The following is a 16,832-nucleotide window of genomic DNA, read 5'->3' on the forward strand; positions in this document are numbered from 1 at the left end:
AGACCATGAAACCCGGCTTTGCGCTGTCATTGTCAATCGAGGGTATTTCGCTGCTGCACCGGGCCGAAGGCGGCTGGCGCAGCGTCGGCGATGTTCCCGTGGATACTGCTGACCTGAACGAAGCCATGCATCAGTTGCGCGAACGCGCGCTGGAACTGGCGGATGATCTGCGCTGCAAGGTGATCATCCCGAACGACCAGATCCGCTATCTGAGCGTCGAAACCGGCGACCAACCCGAGGACGAACGGCAGTTTCTGATCGAGGCCGAGGTGGCGACCGCAACGCCTTATGAGCTGGACAAGCTGGTCTTCGACACCGTCGATGAAGGCTCGCGCACCTATGTTGCAGCGGTGACGCGCATGACGCTGATCGAGGCCACGGGATTTGCGGTGCAATACGGGTTCGAGCCGGTCAGTTACGTCGCCATTCCCGAACCCGAGGAGTTTCCGGGTGAGCCGTTCTTTGGCCCCTCTCCCGCCGCCGCGCAGCTGACCGGCGCTGACGCCGTTGAACCCGACGGCATCGCGATTGTCGTGATCGGCGACGCAGAGTTGCCGGAAGATGAACAGGCCTCTGCGGAAGAGGTTTCGGACGAGGAGCAGGCCGAAGATGTCAGCGACACCGAAACCGAAGAGATCGAAGAACATGCCGAAGAGCATTCTGATGATGCCCCAGCGCCCGGCTTCTCATCCTGCCGTCGCCCGACTCTGGACGAGTCCCCTGCACCGCCGCTTACTCCGGAGCCCATTGCCGAAACTGAGGCCCCGACAACCGCACCGATGCGTGCGGAGAAGGCTGTCGATTTTGTCGAAAGCAGCGTCGATGACCCTGCGCCCCCTGCCGCAGAGATTCATCCGATTGCAGAGCCTTCGAAGGCTCCGGTATTTGCGGCCCCCACGATCCCCGGTGTCGATCCGCGCGACGAAGCCGAGCGGCTCACGATTTTCGGTGCCCGGGGTCAGCTGTCTCACCGCAGCAAGTACCGGTATCCGGCCTTGGCGGCGTCGTTTGTTACCGTTCTGGCGGTGGTCGGCTGGGCCGCATTGGGTCCGTCGGACGTCGAAGGACCGATCGGTTCCGACATCGCATTGGAGGACACTGCCGAACCCACGCCCGCCCTCAGCGAACCGGACACACAGCAGGATGTCGCCGCCCTACCCGGCCTGAGCGACACCGACAACGCCGTGCTGGACGCTTTGAATGTCGCGCCACAGCCGGTGGAGCAATTGGATTTCGACCCCGAACAGGAAGAGGCGCTGTATGCGGCGACCGGCATCGCCAGTGACGCCCCGCAAACGCCCGAGGCTCCGACAATCATACCGGTGGACAATGTCTATGTCGCATCCATCGACCGCACCGATCTGTCACAAGATGCGCTGGCGTTGCCCCTGGCCCAGGAGTTCGACACCGATCAGCCCATTGATCGGATCGGTGTGCCTGGCGTAGCCGGGGCTGAATACGCATTGGACGCGCAGGGGCTGGTGGAACCCACACCCGAGGGCACGCTCAACCCGGATGGGGTTATGGTGTATCTCGGGCGCCCAAGCGTCGTGCCACCACCAGTGCCGGTCCGGTTCGAGACCGAGCCCGAGGTGGATGTCGCGCAGGACCGGTTGGCAGAGCTGCGGCCGCGTACGCGGCCTGAAACACTGGTGGAACAGAATGAACGGCTGCGGCTGGGTGGCCGGTCGCTTGAGGAACTGGCCTCGGTCAGACCGAAACTGCGCCCGGCCTCGGCGCAGTCCCGGCAAGTGGCGGCTGTGGCTTCGACACCGGCGGTCCTAGTCTCTCCCAAGCCGAAGCGGCGACCTGCCAATCTGGCTGTGGCAGTGGCCGCCGCAGCGGCGGCGAACAATCGGAACCTGGGCTCAACAGCTGGCTTGAGCGGTGATTCATCGTCCGACGAAAGCGGCACGTTCGCGCCCCGGGCGGTAAAGCCCAAGGCGCCGTCATCGGCATCCGTGGCACGACAGGCCACGCTGGACAACGCCATCAACCTGCGGCGCATCAACCTGATCGGGGTCTATGGCACGCCCGCCAACCGCCGGGCGCTGATCCGGCTGCCCAGCGGGCGCTACAAGAAGGTCAAAGTGGGCGACCGGGTCGATGGTGGCAGGGTGGTGGCCATCGGTGACAGCGAACTGCGCTACCAGAAGGGCAAGCGCAACCTGACCCTGAAGATGCCGAGTGGCTGAGCTCAGTTGAAATAGCATACGGCGCTTTTTCTGAGGCGGCTGCAAGATGCGACTAGTATTTTGATCTATCGGATAAAACCCATTTCTATTCCGTTGATTAGCGAGTGTTCAAACAATAGAAATCGACGAAGATATGTTCGTTAGATTTGTCTGCAATCGTCCCCATCCCAGCGCCGACGCGGAACTCGGTATGTTCGCGGCAAGAAACGAAATAGATTTCTCTTGGCAACGCGGAAGCGTCCAGCGGGCACAGGAAGATGCTTTTTATTGGTTCACTGGGGACGGTGGCGGTGAGCTGATGTATCCGCGCCTGAAAGGCAAAGCTCGAACCCCAAACGTAAGGAAATCCTTGTTCTGGTTCAGAGAGGATGCGCTCCTCTTCAGCCGTGAAGCGGGAAGCGTAGTCATGCGAGCGCGCGAACTTGCTGCGGCAATCACGCTAGCGGGATGCGAGATTCGAGAAATCAAACTTAACGACCCGGGAAGAATAATCTGGGAAGACAGCCGGCAGGTGCTCGCACTTCCGGAACAAAGAAAGATTCCAAGAGCTTTCTGCTAAGCACATTAGAGCACTCAGTTCATCTGCATGACCGTCATAATTCTTCACCGTTGCAACTAAAAGAGAAAACGCCCCGGCCAACAGCCGAGGCGCTCTCCGTTTCCGGCGCAAGAATACCCTGCCCCGGCCTCCCGTGTACCGTCACTCGGCGGCGGTGATCTCACCGCTCTCGATCTGCTCCCGCTCGATGGATTCGAACAGCGCCTTGAAGTTGCCCTCACCAAACCCGTCATCGCCCTTGCGCTGGATGAACTCGAAGAAGATCGGCCCGATCACGGTTTTCGAAAAGATTTGCAGCAGGATCTTGGTCTCGCCGCCATCCACGACCCCCTCGCCGTCGATCAGGATGCCGTGTTTCATCATCCGGTCCTTGGGCTCATCATGGCCCTGCACGCGGTCATAGGACATGTCGTAATAGGTCTCGTTCGGACCCGGCATGAATTTCAGGCCCTTCGCCGCAATCGCATCGGTCGAGTCGTAGATGTCGTCGGTGCCCACGGCGATATGCTGGATGCCCTCGCCCTTGTACTTCTTCAGATACGACACGATCTGCCCGGTCTCGCCGCGGTCCTCGTTGATCGGGATGCGGATGCGGCCACAAGGCGAGGTCAGCGCGCGGCTGTAGAGGCCGGTGAATTTGCCCTGAATGTCGAAGAAACGGATTTCCTTGAAGTTGAACAACTCGCCATAAAACCTGAACCACTTGTCCATGTTGCCCTTGTAGACATTGTGGGTCAGGTGATCGAGGTAATAGAACCCGTCGCCGCGCGGCTTGGATTGTTTGAGCCACTCGAACTCAGTGTTGTAGGGCGAGGTTTCGTAGTACTGGTCGATGAAGTAGATCAGCGAGCCGCCGATACCCTTGATCGCAGGCACGTCCATGGTCTTGTCAGGCGCATCATAGGGCTCGGCCCCTTTCGACACGGCGTGCTCATAGGCCTGTTTCGCATCCACCACGCGCCAGCCCATTGCGGGGGCGCAGGGGCCGTGTTCGGCCACGAACTTGGCAGCAAAGCTGTCGGGGTCGGCATTCAGGATGTAAGTCACGTCGCCCTGCTGCCATAGCTCGACTGCGGGCTTGTCTTTGTGGCGGGCAACCAGTTCGTACCCCATGCGTTCGAACAGGTCGCGCAGTTCCTGCGGCTCTGGGTGGGCAAACTCGACGAATTCGAACCCGTCGGTGCCGGCGGGGTTTTCGTCGCTGATTACGGATTTCGGGGCATTGTGCGGGAACGGACCCATGGCGCGTCTCCTATGGCGAGAGTGTCTGTTTAGCTGACTCAAGAATACGCCTTAGTTCGCGCTGTTTCTGCGCATTGTTTTCAGGTAACATCCGATTACATGCGGAGATACCGCATCAAGTGACATGATATCGAGGATTTCCCGCACATGCTGGATGCCATCGACACCCGCCTTCTAGCCGCGCTGCAAAAGAACGCGCATCTGACCGCGCATCAGTTGGGTGAGTTGCTGAACCTGTCGCCCAGTCAGGCCGGGCGACGACGGCAGCGGCTGGAAAGCGATGGCTATATCACCAGCTATGCCGCGCGGCTCGACCCGCTGAAGCTGGGGTTGCATGTGCAGGGCTTTGTGCAGGTGCATCTGGGCACCCACGGGCCTGACCAATCCGCCAGTTTTGCCCGCATGGTCGATACCCGACCGGAGATTACCAGCGCATGGACCATGACCGGAGAGGCGGATTACCTCCTACATGTGTATTGCGTTGATCTGCCCGCCCTCAACCGCTTGCTTCACGAGGTGATCCTGCCGCATCCTGCGGTTGCCCGTGTACAAAGCCAGATCGTGATGGATCAACTCAAGCGCGACGCGCCGCTGCCCACCTGACCCGGCGAAAGGACGAAAATGGAAAGCTTCCTCTACCAAGCCTCGATCTATCTGGCGGCAGCCGTGATCGCCGTGCCGTTATCGGCACGGCTGGGTCTGGGGTCGGTGCTGGGCTATCTGGCTGCCGGCATCTTCATCGGGCCGATTCTGGGCCTGGTTGGGGCGGAAACCGAAAGCCTGCAACATGTGGCCGAGTTCGGCGTGGTCATGATGCTGTTCCTGATCGGGCTTGAACTGGAGCCCAAGGCGCTCTGGGACATGCGGGACAAGCTGTTGGGCTTGGGCGGCCTGCAGGTGATGATATCGACACTGGTGATCACCGCAGTGGCGATGTTCGCGGGCCAGCCCTTGAGCGTCGCGTTGGCCGTGGGCCTGACGCTGTCACTTTCCTCGACCGCCATCGTGCTACAGACCCTGTCCGAAAAAGGCCTGATGCAGACAAACGGCGGGCGCGCGACCTTCTCGGTGCTGCTGACTCAGGACATCGCGGTAATCCCGATCCTCGCTTTCCTGCCCCTGCTGGCCTCGGACGCGGTTCTGCGTATACGCGATGACGGGTCAATCAGCCGTGGCGGCGAAGGCGGAGATGCGCACCACCACACGCTGTCGCTGGTCGAAGGGTTGCCTGGCTGGGCAGTGACACTGGTTACCATCGGTGCAGTGGTCTTCGTGGTGCTGGCGGGCATCTACCTGACGCGGCCCCTGTTCCGTTACATCCATACGACCCGCCTGCGCGAGATGTATACCGCACTGGCGCTGATGATCGTCGTGGGCATCTCGTTTCTGATGACGCTGGTGGGCCTGTCCCCTGCATTGGGCGCCTTTCTGGCGGGCGTGGTTCTGGCCAGCTCGGAATTCCGGCATGAGCTGGAAAGCGACCTTGAGCCGTTCAAGGGCCTGTTGCTAGGGCTGTTCTTCATCACCGTCGGCGCAGGCATCGACCTCGGTTTTTTCTTCGCCGACCCGCTGGACCTGATCGGGCTGGCCCTGCTGGTGATCTTTGCCAAGGGGGTCATCCTGTACGTTGTAGGCCGCGCCTTCAAACTGAAGGGCCGCGACCGGTGGCTGTTCACACTGGGGCTGGCGCAGGCGGGCGAGTTCGGGTTTGTGTTGCTGGCATTCTCAACCCAGCAGAACGTGATCCCGCCGGGGCTGGCGCAAAAGCTCTTGATGATCATCGCGCTGACCATGCTGATCACTCCGCTTCTGTTCATCATCTACGATATCCTGTCGCGCAACATGCGCGAGCACCGGCAACAAGTCGCGCCTGACGAGATTGACGAGAAAGGCCCTGTGATCATCGCGGGGATCGGGCGGTTCGGACAGATCGTCAACCGACTGGTGCGCGCCAGCGGGTTCAAAACCATCGTTCTGGACCACGACATCGAAACCATCCAGTTGATGCGCCGGTTCGGGGTCAAAGGCTTTCTGGGCGATCCGACCCGGCCTGAGCTGCTCAAAGCCGCCGGGCTGGAAAAGGCCGAGGTGCTGGTGGCTGCCATGGACGACCACAAGCAGGTGACGCGGCTGGTCTCTTACGCCCGGCGCGCCCGCCCGGATTTGCACATCATTGCCCGCGCCCGCGACCGGACCCATGTTTATGAGCTCTATCAGGCGGGTGCTAACGACATCGTGCGTGAGATGTTCGACGGATCGCTGCGCGCCGGGCGCTATGTCCTCGAGAATATCGGCCTGAGCGAATACGAGGCCGCGCAGGCCGAGCAGACCTTTTATCACCACGACCGGGGCTCGCTGCGCGAACTGGCCGATCTGTGGATCCCCGGCATGCCAACAGCAGAGAACAAGAAATACATCGAGCGCGCGCGTCAGATGGAGCGGGATCTGGAAACGGCCCTGTTGGAGCTTGCCGAAGAGCACGCGAAGCAATCCGCATGAAAAAGCCCCGGTAGCGAACCGGGGCTACTTTGTTCACATTTACCGCTGGGTTACCCGTCTGACACGCCCGCTTCGGCAAAGGTTGCCATACCGGAATGGCAAGCCACTGCGCTTTTGAAGATGTTAATCGCCAGCGCCCCGCCCGAGCCCTCGCCGAGCCGTAGGCCCAGCGACAGAAGTGGCTGCTTACCCAGTTTTGCCAGCATTGCGGCATGGGCGCTTTCGGCGCTCTGATGACCGGCAACGGCGTGATCCAACGCACCCTCGGTGGTCGCTGCCAGACAGGCTGCCGCTGCCGAACAGATGAACCCGTCGAGAATGACCGGAATGCGCAGCACCCGGGCGGCTGCAATCGCTCCGGCCATGGCCGCAAGCTCACGCCCGCCGAGACGGCGCAGGACTTCCAGCCCGTCGCCGCTGCCGCCATGCCGTGCCACGCCCTCGGCCACGACCCTCGTCTTGTTGGCCAGCCCCGCATCATCGACGCCGGTGCCCCGCCCCGTCCAGTCGCCCGCCTCGCCGCCAAACAGCGCGCAGGCGATGGCCGCCGCCGGAGTGGTATTGCCGATGCCCATCTCGCCCACGACCAGCAGGTCCGCCTGCGGATCGACAGCGCTCCAACCGGTGCACAGCGCGGCGAGCAGGTCCTCTTCATTCATCGCCGGGCTTGCCGTGAAGTCTGCCGTAGGCCGGTCCAGTTCCAATGCGTGCACATCCATCTTGGCGCCCGCCGCCTTGGCCAACTGGTTGATTGCAGCTCCACCATGCTGAAAGTTCAGCACCATCTGCTCGGTCACTTCCGGCGGAAAGGCCGACACACCCTGCACCGTCACCCCGTGATTACCCGCAAACACGATCACCTGCGGCGCGTTGATTGCGGGCCGCGCATCGCCGCGCCAACTCGCATACCAGATCGCCAGATCCTCAAGCCGCCCCAGCGCGCCCGGCGGCTTGGTCAACTGCTCATTCCGCTCCTCGGCACCTTGCGCGGCGGCGGTGTCAGGCCCGGATGCGCCCGCCAGAAGATCGCGGAACGTGGTCAGGTCGGTGAGTTCGGGCAGCATGGAAAGCCTCGTTGCATCAGAGTGTTCCTGCGTGTTTAACCATTGCACCGAAAGCCACAACACCCTGAAAGGCCTGGGAGTGACCAAAAACGACACGCGATTGTTCTCGGCCTGGGATATTCCGTTGGCGCTGGTGTTGCTGACGCGGCTGCCGCTGCCGCATCTGCCCGAGCGTGTGTTTGACCGGCAAGCCGCCGCCGCCTGGGCCTTTCCGCTCGCCGGGTTGGCGGTGGGGCTGCTGGCCTGTCTGGTGGGCTGGGCCGGAATGGCGGTGCATCTGCCGCCTGCGGCTAGTGCCGGGCTGATGCTGGCGGCTCTGATCGTCACCACGGGTGCGATGCACGAGGATGGGCTGGCCGACACGGCGGACGGGCTCTGGGGCGGTTTCACGCCCGAGCGGCGACTGGAAATCATGAAAGACAGCCACATCGGCACTTACGGTGTGCTGGCGCTGATCCTGTCGCAGCTCTTGCGGTTCTCAGCACTTGCGGCGCTGATCGCGGCAGGCGCGCTGTGGTCTGTTCTGGCTGCAGCGCTGTGGTCCCGCGCGCTGATGCCGGTGCTAATGACCGCCCTGCCCAATGCGCGCGGATCGGGTCTGAGCCACGGGGTCGGCGCCCCGTCCCCCACCACCTGCGCTACCGGGCTGGCGCTGGCGCTAAGTCTCGGGCTGGCGGTGTCCGGGGTGTCCGTACTGATCCCTGCTTTGTTGGCCGGTTTCGCCGCGGCTATGCTGGCGGTGGTCGTCAGAGCGAAGATCGGGGGCCAGACTGGCGACATTTTGGGTGCGGCGCAGCAGTTGGGCGAGATCGCGTTTTTGCTGACGGTGTTGGCTCAGCTCTAGCACCTGCCCAAACGAAAAGGCCGCCCCGTCGAGGAGCGGCCCTTCCTTGAGAAATCCCTGTCTCTTACGCGGCGCGCGAGGTTAGGACGTCGTCCACCTGCTTGGCCGCGGAAATTTCGTCGCCACCCGACACGGCGGCCACTTCGCGTGTCAAGCGTTCCAGCGCCGCTTCATAGAGTTGACGCTCGGAGTAGCTCTGCTCGCGCTGGTCATCGGTGCGGTGCAGATCGCGGACCACCTCGGCGATCGAGATTAGATCGCCTGAGTTGATCTTTTGTTCATATTCCTGCGCCCGGCGGGACCACATGGCGCGCTTGACCTTGGCCTTACCCTTGAGCGTCTTCATCGCCTGGCTGATGACGTCCGGCGAGCTGAGCGAGCGCAGTCCGGATTCGGTGGCCTTGTTGGTCGGCACCCGAAGCGTCATCTTGTCCTTCTCGAAGGAAATCACGAACAGCTCGAGCGCATATCCCGCGACTTCCTGCTCTTCGATCGAGATGATCTGGCCAACGCCATGCGCCGGATAGACCACATAGTCGTTCGGGCGGAATTCGAGCTTTTTCGACTTGGTCATTCAGTCTTTCCTTGTCTGCAGACCGGTAAACGGGCGACAAAAAGCCACAAGCGGGGCGAATAAGGCCCCGACAGGCAGCGTGGTTGTCATAACATCAGAACCCCAAAGCGAGCATACTTTCGGAGCGCATCCCGATCTTTTTCATCATTTGAAGTATTAACATATCACAAAAACCAACAGACCGGAAGCTGACCATGGGTCACCTTCTGGTAAGTCTCATGTTTTCAGGGGCCTGACCGCCGCTCTGGCCAACAGTCCCCCTAAGAGCGCGCGCGAATCGCTCAGCCGCCCTCGCCCGGCGCTTCCGAGAAGTATTTCTCGAGCTTGCCCTCTTCGCCATCGCGTTCCTCGGCGTTGGGCAGCGGGTCTTTCTTGGTCACGATCACCGGCCATTGCTCCGAGAATTTGCGGTTGAATTCCACCCACTCCTCCATCCCCGGCTCGGTGTCGGGTCGGATCGCGTCGGCGGGGCATTCTGGCTCGCACACACCGCAGTCGATGCATTCGTCGGGATGGATGACCAGCGCGTTCTCACCTTCGTAGAAACAGTCGACCGGGCACACCTCAACACAGTCGGTGTATTTGCAGGCGATGCAGTTATCGGTGACAACGTAGGTCATGGTCGGAATCCACTTGTGGTTTGGGCGACTAGCTAAATCAGAGTGCCCCCTTCTTCAAGGGAGGATCAGTCGTCAGAGCGGCGAGAAAGATCAAGCGCCCGCCTTTCCCGCTTGGAGGGACGACCCTTTCCCTCATATTTCGGATTTGGCGGCGGAGCGTCCTGTTTTTCCGTCAAATCCGTATACAGCGTCTGCGCCTCGGGCGCCGGACCGCGCCGCTCGCCCAGCGCGTTGATACGGACAACCCGCACCTGCCGCCCCTGGGCAAAGGTTAGGACATCACCGGGCCCGACGGTCTGCGCCGGTTTCAGGACCCGGTTGGAGTTGACGCGCACATGGCCGCCGCTGACCTGTTTGGCGGCCAGGCTGCGGGTTTTGAAGAACCGCGCATGCCACAGCCACTTGTCGATCCGCAGCTTTGCCGGTGCGTCGGCCATGGGAGGTCAGTTGCCCTCCTTCAGCCCCATCAGCGCCGCGGCAAAGGGGTTGTCAGGGTCGATGGCCTTTTCTTTTTTCGGCGGGCGAGATGAGAAAGTCTTGGCGCCCTGCTGAGGCTTGCCGCCCTTCTTGCCATGTGGTTTGCCATGGGATTTTCTGGGGCCGTCCTGCGGTTTGCCGCGCGGCTTGCCTTTGCTCTGTCCCTGACGTTGCTCGCGGCCCCGATGACCCTGGCCGCGATTTGACTGCCGCTGACGACCCCAGGTGAAGGTATAGAACACTTCGATCTCAGGCTCGTCGACTGCGGCATCGGAGGCCGGAGGAGCCTCGGCTGCCGCCTCGGTGCTGTCGGTGGCCTCGGCTGCCGCCTCGGCGGGCGCAGCGACCTCCTCCGGTGCGGTCTCGGGTGCCGGGGTCTCTTCGGCGGCAGGTTGCTCGGGCGCTTCTGCCTCTGCTTCGGTCGGGGTGGCTTCCGCTGTTTCGGGTGTGGCTTCGACCGGCGCCGGTTTGACCTTTTCACGCTCACCGCGCTCGGCCTTATAGCCCAGCCCCTGCATCAGGTCAGCGAATTGCTCCAGCGTCATGCCGGTGATCGAAAGCATATCGGCCTTGGCCTCGAACCCGCCACGGCTATCCTCGGAGCGCAGCATGTCAGCCAGACGCTCCAGCATGTCGATCCGGATCGCCCGTTCGCCGGCAGCGCGGTAGCCGCACATGGTGTCGTAACCCGTTGGCGCATCGTTGGCGGTGGGCACGGTGACCAGGCCCGGCGGCGGCGCTTCGGGGAATTCCTGTAGGCCGCCGGCAAGCGACCAGAGCACCAGACGCAGACGGGTCGGCGCCGGTTTCAGCAGAAGCGGCATGAAGATGGTGAACTGGCCGAACCGGATGCCGTGCTTGCGCAACGCGCCGCGGGCGTCCTGATCCAGGTCCTTTACCTCTTGCGCCACATCCGCGCGCGGTAGAATGCCGAGTGCCTCGACCATGCGGAAGGCGAAGCCACGGGCCAGTCCGGTCAGCTCCTCGTCGCGCGACAGGCCCAGCAGCGGCTCGAACAGGGCCGCAACCTTGCGGTCGATGAAGTGCTGCAGACGGCGTTGCACCTTCTGTTCGACATCCGGGCCTGCGGCCTCATCCACAAACACCTCGACCATCGGCTTGAGCGGTTCCGCCCCGGCAACCAGCTTGCCCACGGCATATTCGCCCCACATCAGGCCGCCCTGATCGGTGAAATCAATTTCGGTATCGGGTGCGTTGTAGAAGCGGTCGGCACGCAGGTGGAATTGCGGCGCCAGCGCCTGCAGAGACGCAGCTTTCAACGCTTTCGCCTCGGCGCCTTGTGCGCTTTTGTCCGGGATGAACCGGAACCCTTCCAGACGCCCGACGAATTCGCCTTCGACGGTCACTTCACCCTTGTCATTCACTTCGGCCAAAAGGGCCTCCTTTTGCTTGAGCCGGCGCAGCAGAACTGATGTCCGCCGGTCCACAAATCTTTGTGTCAGACGCTCGTGCAGAGCGTCCGACACCCTGTCTTCTACAGCGCGTGTTTCGGCACGCCAATGGGTTTCGTTGCGCACCCAGCCATTCCGCTGCGCGACATATGTCCACGTGCGAATATATGCCAACCGTTTGGAAAGGGCATCAATGTCTCCGTCGGTGCGGTCGATCCGGCGGATTTGCCGCGCCATGAAATCCTCGGGTATGGCGCCGCGTTCATGCAAATGGCCGTAAATCACCTCTAGCAGCCCGGCATGTTCGGCGTGACTGATGCCCCGGAAATCGGGGATGCGGCAGACATCCCACAGCAGCCGAACCGAGGCACCGTCGCTGGCACGCGCCGCAACCTCGGCCACTTGTGCCAACGATTTGAGCGCATTCAGGTCGTCCGCCGGGCGTGCTTTGAGCAGATGTTCGCCGTCCGGACTGGCCTCGAGCGAGGCGATCAGGGCGTCAATCGAACCGAATCGCAGCGCCGCATTGCGCCAGTTGAGCTTTTTCAGCGGCGTGAACCGGCTATCCATGATCGCCTGCGCCACACCGTCATCCAGCGGCGGCGCCTCACCGGTGACGCCAAAGGTGCCGTCGGACATACCGCGCCCGGCCCGGCCCGCGATCTGTGCCAACTCGTTCGGGGCCAGAGGCCGCATCCGCCGCCCGTCGAACTTGCTGAGCGCGGAAAAGGCCACGTGGTTGATGTCCAGATTCAGACCCATGCCAATGGCATCGGTGGCGACCAGATAATCGACCTCGCCATCCTGGTAGAGCGCTACCTGAGCGTTGCGCGTGCGTGGGGATAGTGCACCCATCACCACCGCAGCGCCCCCTTTTTGCCGCCGAAGCAACTCGGCGATGGCATAGACGTTTTCGACCGAAAACCCCACGATGGCGCTGCGCGCCGGCATGCGGCTGATCTTTTTCGAGCCGGAATAGACTAACTGCGACATCCGCTCGCGGCGAACGAATTGCGCCTGCGGTACCAGCGCCGCGATGGGCGCGCGCATGGTGTCGGACCCCAGAAACAGCGTCTCATGCGTGCCACGCGCGCGCAGCAGGCGGTCGGTGAAGACATGGCCGCGTTCCGGGTCGGCGCAGAGCTGAATTTCGTCGATGGCGACGAAATCGGCGCCCATGCCCTCGGGCATCGCCTCGACCGTGCAAACCCAGTATTGGGCGCGGGGTGGCACGATTCGCTCTTCTCCGGTCACCAGCGCCACCACCGAGGGGCCACGGATCGTCACGATCTTGTCATAGACCTCGCGCGCCAGCAGCCGCAGCGGCAGGCCGATCACACCGGTGCGGTGCCCCAGCATCCGTTCGATTGCGTAATGCGTTTTGCCTGTGTTGGTCGGGCCCAAGACGGCCACGATTCGGGATGACCCGCTCACCTTTGCCCCCTGCCCCGCTGTCCGGGACTTTAGAGTGCCTTGCCCGCGATCTGGGGCTTCAGCCGATTCACGGCCTTGGTTACTTCCTCGTGATGGGGATGTATAGCCAGCGCGCGGGAGTAGGCCTCATAGGCCTGCTCGGGCCGTTCCAAGGCCTCGAAGATCAGGCCAAGCCCATAGATCGCATCGTAATTATTGGGGTTGAGCGTCAGCGCATGCTCAAGATCGGCCAGCGCCAGACCATAGCGTTCCATGCCGAAAAAGACCGACGCGCGGGCGTGCCAGCCTTCGGCAAAATCCGGTGCATGATCGGTCAGCGCCGTCAGATGCTCGATCGCGGCATGGGTGTCACCGGCCTCGAGCGCATCGCGGCCACGTTCCAGCAGCAAGTCAGCCGAGGCCGAACCGGATTTGTCCCACAACGCCTGCAACTGCCGATCCAGCCGCTGCGCCTGCGCCGGATCGGCCCGCAATAATGCGCCGAGCAGGGCGGATTCGTTGCTGGAATCCGCCTCTTGTGCATGTCCAGTCACGGAATACATGACTATGAACATGATTGCCGCAACGGTACCTTTGAGATTGGGGTGTGCAATGCTCATAACAAAGGTCACTGTAGCGTGGCGCCTGTCGGAGTCCAATCACGGCGCCGTTTCAACATGAGGAAGAACATGAGCGACATTCTTGAGCAGGCCGCGGCCGCACTGAACGAAAAACTGTCGGGCGGCGATTTCGACGCCTCGGCCAAGTTTGCCATCGCCGATCTGGGCGCGATCATCCTGGACGCCAACGGCGCGCGGGTTGGCGACGAAGAGGCGGACGTGACGCTGAGCGCCGACGCTGACACCTTCGAGCAAATCCTGAGCGGTGATCTGAACCCGACCGGCGCCTTCATGTCCGGCAAGCTGAGCGTGGACGGCGACATGGGCATCGCCATGAAGCTTGCATCGGTGTTGGCCTGATGACACTGACGCCGGCCCCTTTGTTCGACGATATGGCCGGCGGACCCGACGGCGGTCAGGCCCACTGGCTGCAGACCGCCGACGGTTTCCGGATTCGCGTGGGCCACTGGCGCCCCAAGGATCAGGAACATGGCACGGTGATGATGTTTCCGGGCCGGACTGAATACATAGAAAAATATGGCAACGCCGCGGGCGAATTCGTATCGCGCGGTTTCGCCTTTCTGGCGGTGGACTGGCGTGGTCAGGGGCTGGCCGACCGCTTGCTGCCCGATCCGCGCGTGGGCCATGTTGAGAATTTTCCCGACTATCAACACGATGTGGCAGTGGCACTGGAGCTTGCCGAGGCGCTGGAACTCCCGAAGCCCTGGCACGTGATCGGCCATTCGATGGGTGGCGCCATCGGGCTGCGGGCGGTTTACGAGCGCGGCTGTTTCGCGTCCTGCGGCTTTACCGGGCCGATGTGGGGCATTTTCTTTACGCCGATCATGAAGCCGCTCAGCCGGTTGACCGCGTATTGGGGGCCAAGGATCGGGCTGGGAGAAAAAACGCCGCCGACGACAACACTTGAAAGCTATGTGGTCTCGCAACCTTTCGAGGGCAACATGCTGACCCGCGATCCGGACATGTACCAGATGATGAAGGATCAACTGGCGGCGCATCCCGAACTTGCATTGGGAGCGCCCTCGACCATCTGGCTGCGCGAAGCACTGGAAGAATGCCAGTATCTGATGGCCAAGCCCGCCCCGGACGTGCCCTGCCTGACCTTCTTGGGCAGCCATGAGCAGATCGTGGACCGCAAGGCGATTCGGCGGCGCATGGCCAATTGGCCGCGCGGCACACTGATCGAAATTCCCGATGGTGAGCACGAGGTACTGATGGAACCCGCCGACATTCGCGGCCCGGTCTTCGACCAACTGGCCGCGCTGTTCTCGGGCGATCAGCCGGACGGCGCCCGTCAGAGCGCTTGACCCGGGCTGCTCGCTTGTGATCCCTGCGCCCCACGCTTAGATGTTGGCAAACGCAGTTTCACGAGGTGTCCGATGCTCAACCTTCCCTTCCCCGTTCGCGATGCCAACGCCGCCGGCGGCGCCGACGATCTGGGCAATCTGCCCGAATGGGATCTGACCGATCTTTATACCTCGGAAGGCGCCCCGGAACTGACCCGCGATCTGGACTGGCTGGAACAGGAATGCGCCGGTTTCGCAGCCGATTACGAGGGCAAACTGGCCGATCTGGACGCCGACGGCCTGCTGACCTGCGTGCTGCGCAACGAAAAGATCAGCGCCATCGCAGGCCGTGTCATGTCCTTTGCGGGCCTGCGCTATTACCAGCTGACCACCGATGCCGACCGGGCCAAGTTCATGTCGGACATGCAGGAACGGGTCACCATCTCGACCACGCCGCTGGTCTTTTTCACGCTGGAGCTGAACCGGATCGAGGATGACGCGCTCAAGGCCCATTTCGACGCCAACGCGGACCTGGCCCGGTACGAACCCGTCTTCCGCCGCATCCGCGCGATGAAGCCCTATCAGCTATCCGATGAGCTGGAGAAATTCCTGCACGATCTGGGCGTTGTCGGCGACGCGTGGGAGCGTCTCTTCGATGAAACCATCGCCGGGCTGACCTTTACTGTCGATGGCGAAGAACTGAACATCGAGGGCACGCTGAACCTGCTGACCGAACAGGACCGGACCAAACGCGAGGCCGCCTCGCGCGAGTTGGCACGGGTGTTTCAGGAGAACGTGAAGACATTCGCCCGTGTCCACAACACCCAGTCCAAGGAAAAGGAAATCATCGACCGCTGGCGCGGGATGCCCACGGCGCAGACCGGGCGGCACCTGTCGAACGATGTCGAACCCGAGGTGGTCGAGGCCCTGCGCGAGGCCGTGGTGGCCGCCTACCCCAAGCTTTCGCACCGCTATTATGAGCTAAAACGCAAATGGCTGGGCCTCGACAAGATGCAGGTCTGGGACCGCAACGCGCCGCTGCCGATGGAAGACACCCGCATCGTGAACTGGACCGAGGCCGAGAAAACGGTGATGGACGCCTATAACGCCTTCGACCCGCGCATGGGTGAGATCGCGGCGCCGTTCTTCTCGAAAGGCTGGATCGACGCCGCCGTTAAACCCGGCAAGGCTCCGGGCGCTTTCGCCCACCCGACGATCACCGAGGTGCATCCTTACGTGATGCTCAACTACCTCGGCAAACCGCGCGACGTGATGACCCTGGCGCATGAGCTGGGCCATGGCGTGCACCAGGTGCTGGCCGCCGGTCAGGGCGAGATGCTCAGTTCCACCCCGCTGACGCTGGCCGAAACCGCTTCGGTGTTCGGCGAGATGCTGACCTTCCGCAAGATGCTGGACGCTGCTGAGACGCCGGAACAGCGCAAGGTGCTGCTGGCGGGAAAGGTCGAGGACATGATCAACACGGTGGTCCGCCAGATCGCGTTCTACGATTTCGAATGCAAACTCCACGCCGCCCGCCGCGATGGCGAACTGACCCCCGACGACATCAACGCGCTGTGGATGTCCGTGCAGGCCGAATCCCTCGGCCCCGCTTTCGAGTTCATGGAAGGGTATGAGACCTTCTGGTCTTATATCCCCCACTTCGTCCACTCGCCCTTCTACGTCTACGCCTATGCCTTCGGCGACGGGTTGGTGAACGCGCTCTACTCGGTCTACGCGTCCGGCGCTGACGGGTTCGAGGACAAGTATTTCGAAATGCTCGAGGCGGGCGGCTCAAAACACCACAAGGACCTGCTGGCACCCTTCGGCCTTGATGCGAGCGACCCCAAGTTCTGGGACAAGGGCCTCAGCATGATCTCGGGCTTAATCGACGAATTGGAGGCGATGGAAGGGTGAGATGTTGATCCAGGCCGCCAACGGCCTGGGCGGCTGTATATTGTGGCGAACAGAGCGGTCATTGGCTGTTTTCGGATGCCCGTGTTAGCATT

15 protein-coding genes are annotated in these 16,832 nt (G+C 62.3%); 8 read left to right on the top strand and 7 right to left on the bottom strand.

Annotation, left to right across the window (positions count from 1 at the left end):
- Positions 1 to 5 precede the first annotated feature (5 nt).
- Both GOX53_RS06260 and GOX53_RS06265 read left to right on the top strand, forming a co-directional pair.
- Positions 6 to 2,195 carry a hypothetical protein gene (locus GOX53_RS06260; protein ID WP_254446481.1) on the top strand — a complete coding sequence of 730 codons (2,190 nt, stop codon included), beginning with the start codon at positions 6 to 8 and terminating at the stop codon, positions 2,193 to 2,195.
- 190 nt (positions 2,196 to 2,385) lie between these two features.
- On the top strand, positions 2,386 to 2,754 hold the full coding sequence (locus GOX53_RS06265; RefSeq protein WP_171174484.1) for a hypothetical protein: 369 nt from the start codon (positions 2,386 to 2,388) through the stop codon (positions 2,752 to 2,754).
- Between the two features lie 141 nt (positions 2,755 to 2,895).
- Here the strand turns inward: GOX53_RS06265 and hppD are convergent, their stop codons facing one another.
- Positions 2,896 to 3,996 (bottom strand): 4-hydroxyphenylpyruvate dioxygenase, encoded by a 1,101-nt coding sequence (hppD, locus tag GOX53_RS06270; RefSeq protein WP_171174486.1) that lies wholly within the window; start codon positions 3,994 to 3,996, stop codon positions 2,896 to 2,898.
- Between the two features lie 147 nt (positions 3,997 to 4,143).
- Between hppD and GOX53_RS06275 the strand changes: the two genes are divergently transcribed.
- Positions 4,144 to 4,599, top strand: a complete 456-nt coding sequence (locus GOX53_RS06275) for an Lrp/AsnC family transcriptional regulator (RefSeq protein ID WP_171174488.1) — start codon at positions 4,144 to 4,146, stop codon at positions 4,597 to 4,599.
- Positions 4,600 to 4,617: 18 nt separating this feature from the next.
- Positions 4,618 to 6,495, top strand: a complete 1,878-nt coding sequence (locus GOX53_RS06280) for a monovalent cation:proton antiporter-2 (CPA2) family protein (RefSeq protein WP_171174490.1) — start codon at positions 4,618 to 4,620, stop codon at positions 6,493 to 6,495.
- A 50-nt stretch (positions 6,496 to 6,545) separates the two neighbouring features.
- On the opposite strand, the gene cobT is transcribed toward GOX53_RS06280, so the two are convergent.
- Positions 6,546 to 7,559 (bottom strand): nicotinate-nucleotide--dimethylbenzimidazole phosphoribosyltransferase, encoded by a 1,014-nt coding sequence (gene cobT / locus GOX53_RS06285; RefSeq protein WP_171174493.1) that lies wholly within the window; start codon positions 7,557 to 7,559, stop codon positions 6,546 to 6,548.
- A gap of 79 nt (positions 7,560 to 7,638) precedes the next feature.
- Between cobT and cobS the strand changes: the two genes are divergently transcribed.
- Positions 7,639 to 8,403: an adenosylcobinamide-GDP ribazoletransferase gene (cobS, locus tag GOX53_RS06290; RefSeq protein WP_371810257.1), complete on the top strand. Its 765-nt coding sequence runs from the start codon at positions 7,639 to 7,641 to the stop codon at positions 8,401 to 8,403.
- A 64-nt stretch (positions 8,404 to 8,467) separates the two neighbouring features.
- Here cobS and GOX53_RS06295 read toward each other — a convergent pair whose 3' ends face one another.
- The 5 genes from GOX53_RS06295 to GOX53_RS06315 form a co-directional block, all read right to left on the bottom strand.
- Positions 8,468 to 8,977: a CarD family transcriptional regulator gene (locus GOX53_RS06295; RefSeq protein ID WP_171174497.1), complete on the bottom strand. Its 510-nt coding sequence runs from the start codon at positions 8,975 to 8,977 to the stop codon at positions 8,468 to 8,470.
- A 281-nt stretch (positions 8,978 to 9,258) separates the two neighbouring features.
- Positions 9,259 to 9,597 carry a ferredoxin FdxA gene (gene fdxA, locus GOX53_RS06300; protein ID WP_171174500.1) on the bottom strand — a complete coding sequence of 113 codons (339 nt, stop codon included), beginning with the start codon at positions 9,595 to 9,597 and terminating at the stop codon, positions 9,259 to 9,261.
- 65 nt (positions 9,598 to 9,662) lie between these two features.
- Positions 9,663 to 10,034 (bottom strand): RNA-binding S4 domain-containing protein, encoded by a 372-nt coding sequence (locus tag GOX53_RS06305; RefSeq protein WP_171174501.1) that lies wholly within the window; start codon positions 10,032 to 10,034, stop codon positions 9,663 to 9,665.
- Positions 10,035 to 10,040: 6 nt separating this feature from the next.
- Complete coding sequence (locus GOX53_RS06310; protein ID WP_171174503.1) at positions 10,041 to 12,920, bottom strand: helicase-related protein; 2,880 nt, start codon at positions 12,918 to 12,920, stop codon at positions 10,041 to 10,043.
- Positions 12,921 to 12,949: 29 nt separating this feature from the next.
- Positions 12,950 to 13,519 carry a tetratricopeptide repeat protein gene (locus tag GOX53_RS06315; protein ID WP_171174505.1) on the bottom strand — a complete coding sequence of 190 codons (570 nt, stop codon included), beginning with the start codon at positions 13,517 to 13,519 and terminating at the stop codon, positions 12,950 to 12,952.
- Between the two features lie 69 nt (positions 13,520 to 13,588).
- On the opposite strand from GOX53_RS06315, the gene GOX53_RS06320 reads away from it, so the two are divergent.
- From GOX53_RS06320 to GOX53_RS06330, 3 genes are all read left to right on the top strand, one after another.
- A complete protein-coding gene (locus tag GOX53_RS06320) occupies positions 13,589 to 13,879 on the top strand; it encodes an SCP2 sterol-binding domain-containing protein (RefSeq protein WP_171174508.1) in 291 nt (96 codons plus the stop codon).
- Positions 13,879 to 14,847, top strand: coding sequence for an alpha/beta hydrolase (locus GOX53_RS06325; protein WP_171174510.1), 969 nt, complete (start codon positions 13,879 to 13,881; stop codon positions 14,845 to 14,847). Before GOX53_RS06320 ends, GOX53_RS06325 begins: the two co-directional genes overlap by 1 nt.
- Positions 14,848 to 14,919: 72 nt before the next feature.
- A complete protein-coding gene (locus GOX53_RS06330; RefSeq protein ID WP_171174512.1) occupies positions 14,920 to 16,740 on the top strand; it encodes a M3 family oligoendopeptidase in 1,821 nt (606 codons plus the stop codon).
- Positions 16,741 to 16,832: the final 92 nt, after the last annotated feature.

The sequence above is a fragment of the Ruegeria sp. HKCCD8929 genome (assembly GCF_013031405.1).
Taxonomy (GTDB): Bacteria; Pseudomonadota; Alphaproteobacteria; order Rhodobacterales; family Rhodobacteraceae; genus Ruegeria.

Bases quoted from the DNA above. Each gene is read 5' to 3' on its own strand.
- hppD (WP_171174486.1), bottom strand. From the start codon at position 3,996: ATGGGTCCGTTCCCGCACAATGCCCCGAAATCCGTAATCAGCGACGAA.
- GOX53_RS06325 (WP_171174510.1), top strand. From the start codon at position 13,879: ATGACACTGACGCCGGCCCCTTTGTTCGACGATATGGCCGGCGGACCC.
- GOX53_RS06260 (WP_254446481.1), top strand. From the start codon at position 6: ATGAAACCCGGCTTTGCGCTGTCATTGTCAATCGAGGGTATTTCGCTG.
- GOX53_RS06315 (WP_171174505.1), bottom strand. From the start codon at position 13,519: ATGAGCATTGCACACCCCAATCTCAAAGGTACCGTTGCGGCAATCATG.
- cobT (WP_171174493.1), bottom strand. From the start codon at position 7,559: ATGCTGCCCGAACTCACCGACCTGACCACGTTCCGCGATCTTCTGGCG.
- GOX53_RS06275 (WP_171174488.1), top strand. From the start codon at position 4,144: ATGCTGGATGCCATCGACACCCGCCTTCTAGCCGCGCTGCAAAAGAAC.
- GOX53_RS06280 (WP_171174490.1), top strand. From the start codon at position 4,618: ATGGAAAGCTTCCTCTACCAAGCCTCGATCTATCTGGCGGCAGCCGTG.
- fdxA (WP_171174500.1), bottom strand. From the start codon at position 9,597: ATGACCTACGTTGTCACCGATAACTGCATCGCCTGCAAATACACCGAC.
- GOX53_RS06330 (WP_171174512.1), top strand. From the start codon at position 14,920: ATGCTCAACCTTCCCTTCCCCGTTCGCGATGCCAACGCCGCCGGCGGC.
- GOX53_RS06295 (WP_171174497.1), bottom strand. From the start codon at position 8,977: ATGACCAAGTCGAAAAAGCTCGAATTCCGCCCGAACGACTATGTGGTC.
- GOX53_RS06320 (WP_171174508.1), top strand. From the start codon at position 13,589: ATGAGCGACATTCTTGAGCAGGCCGCGGCCGCACTGAACGAAAAACTG.
- GOX53_RS06265 (WP_171174484.1), top strand. From the start codon at position 2,386: ATGTTCGCGGCAAGAAACGAAATAGATTTCTCTTGGCAACGCGGAAGC.
- GOX53_RS06305 (WP_171174501.1), bottom strand. From the start codon at position 10,034: ATGGCCGACGCACCGGCAAAGCTGCGGATCGACAAGTGGCTGTGGCAT.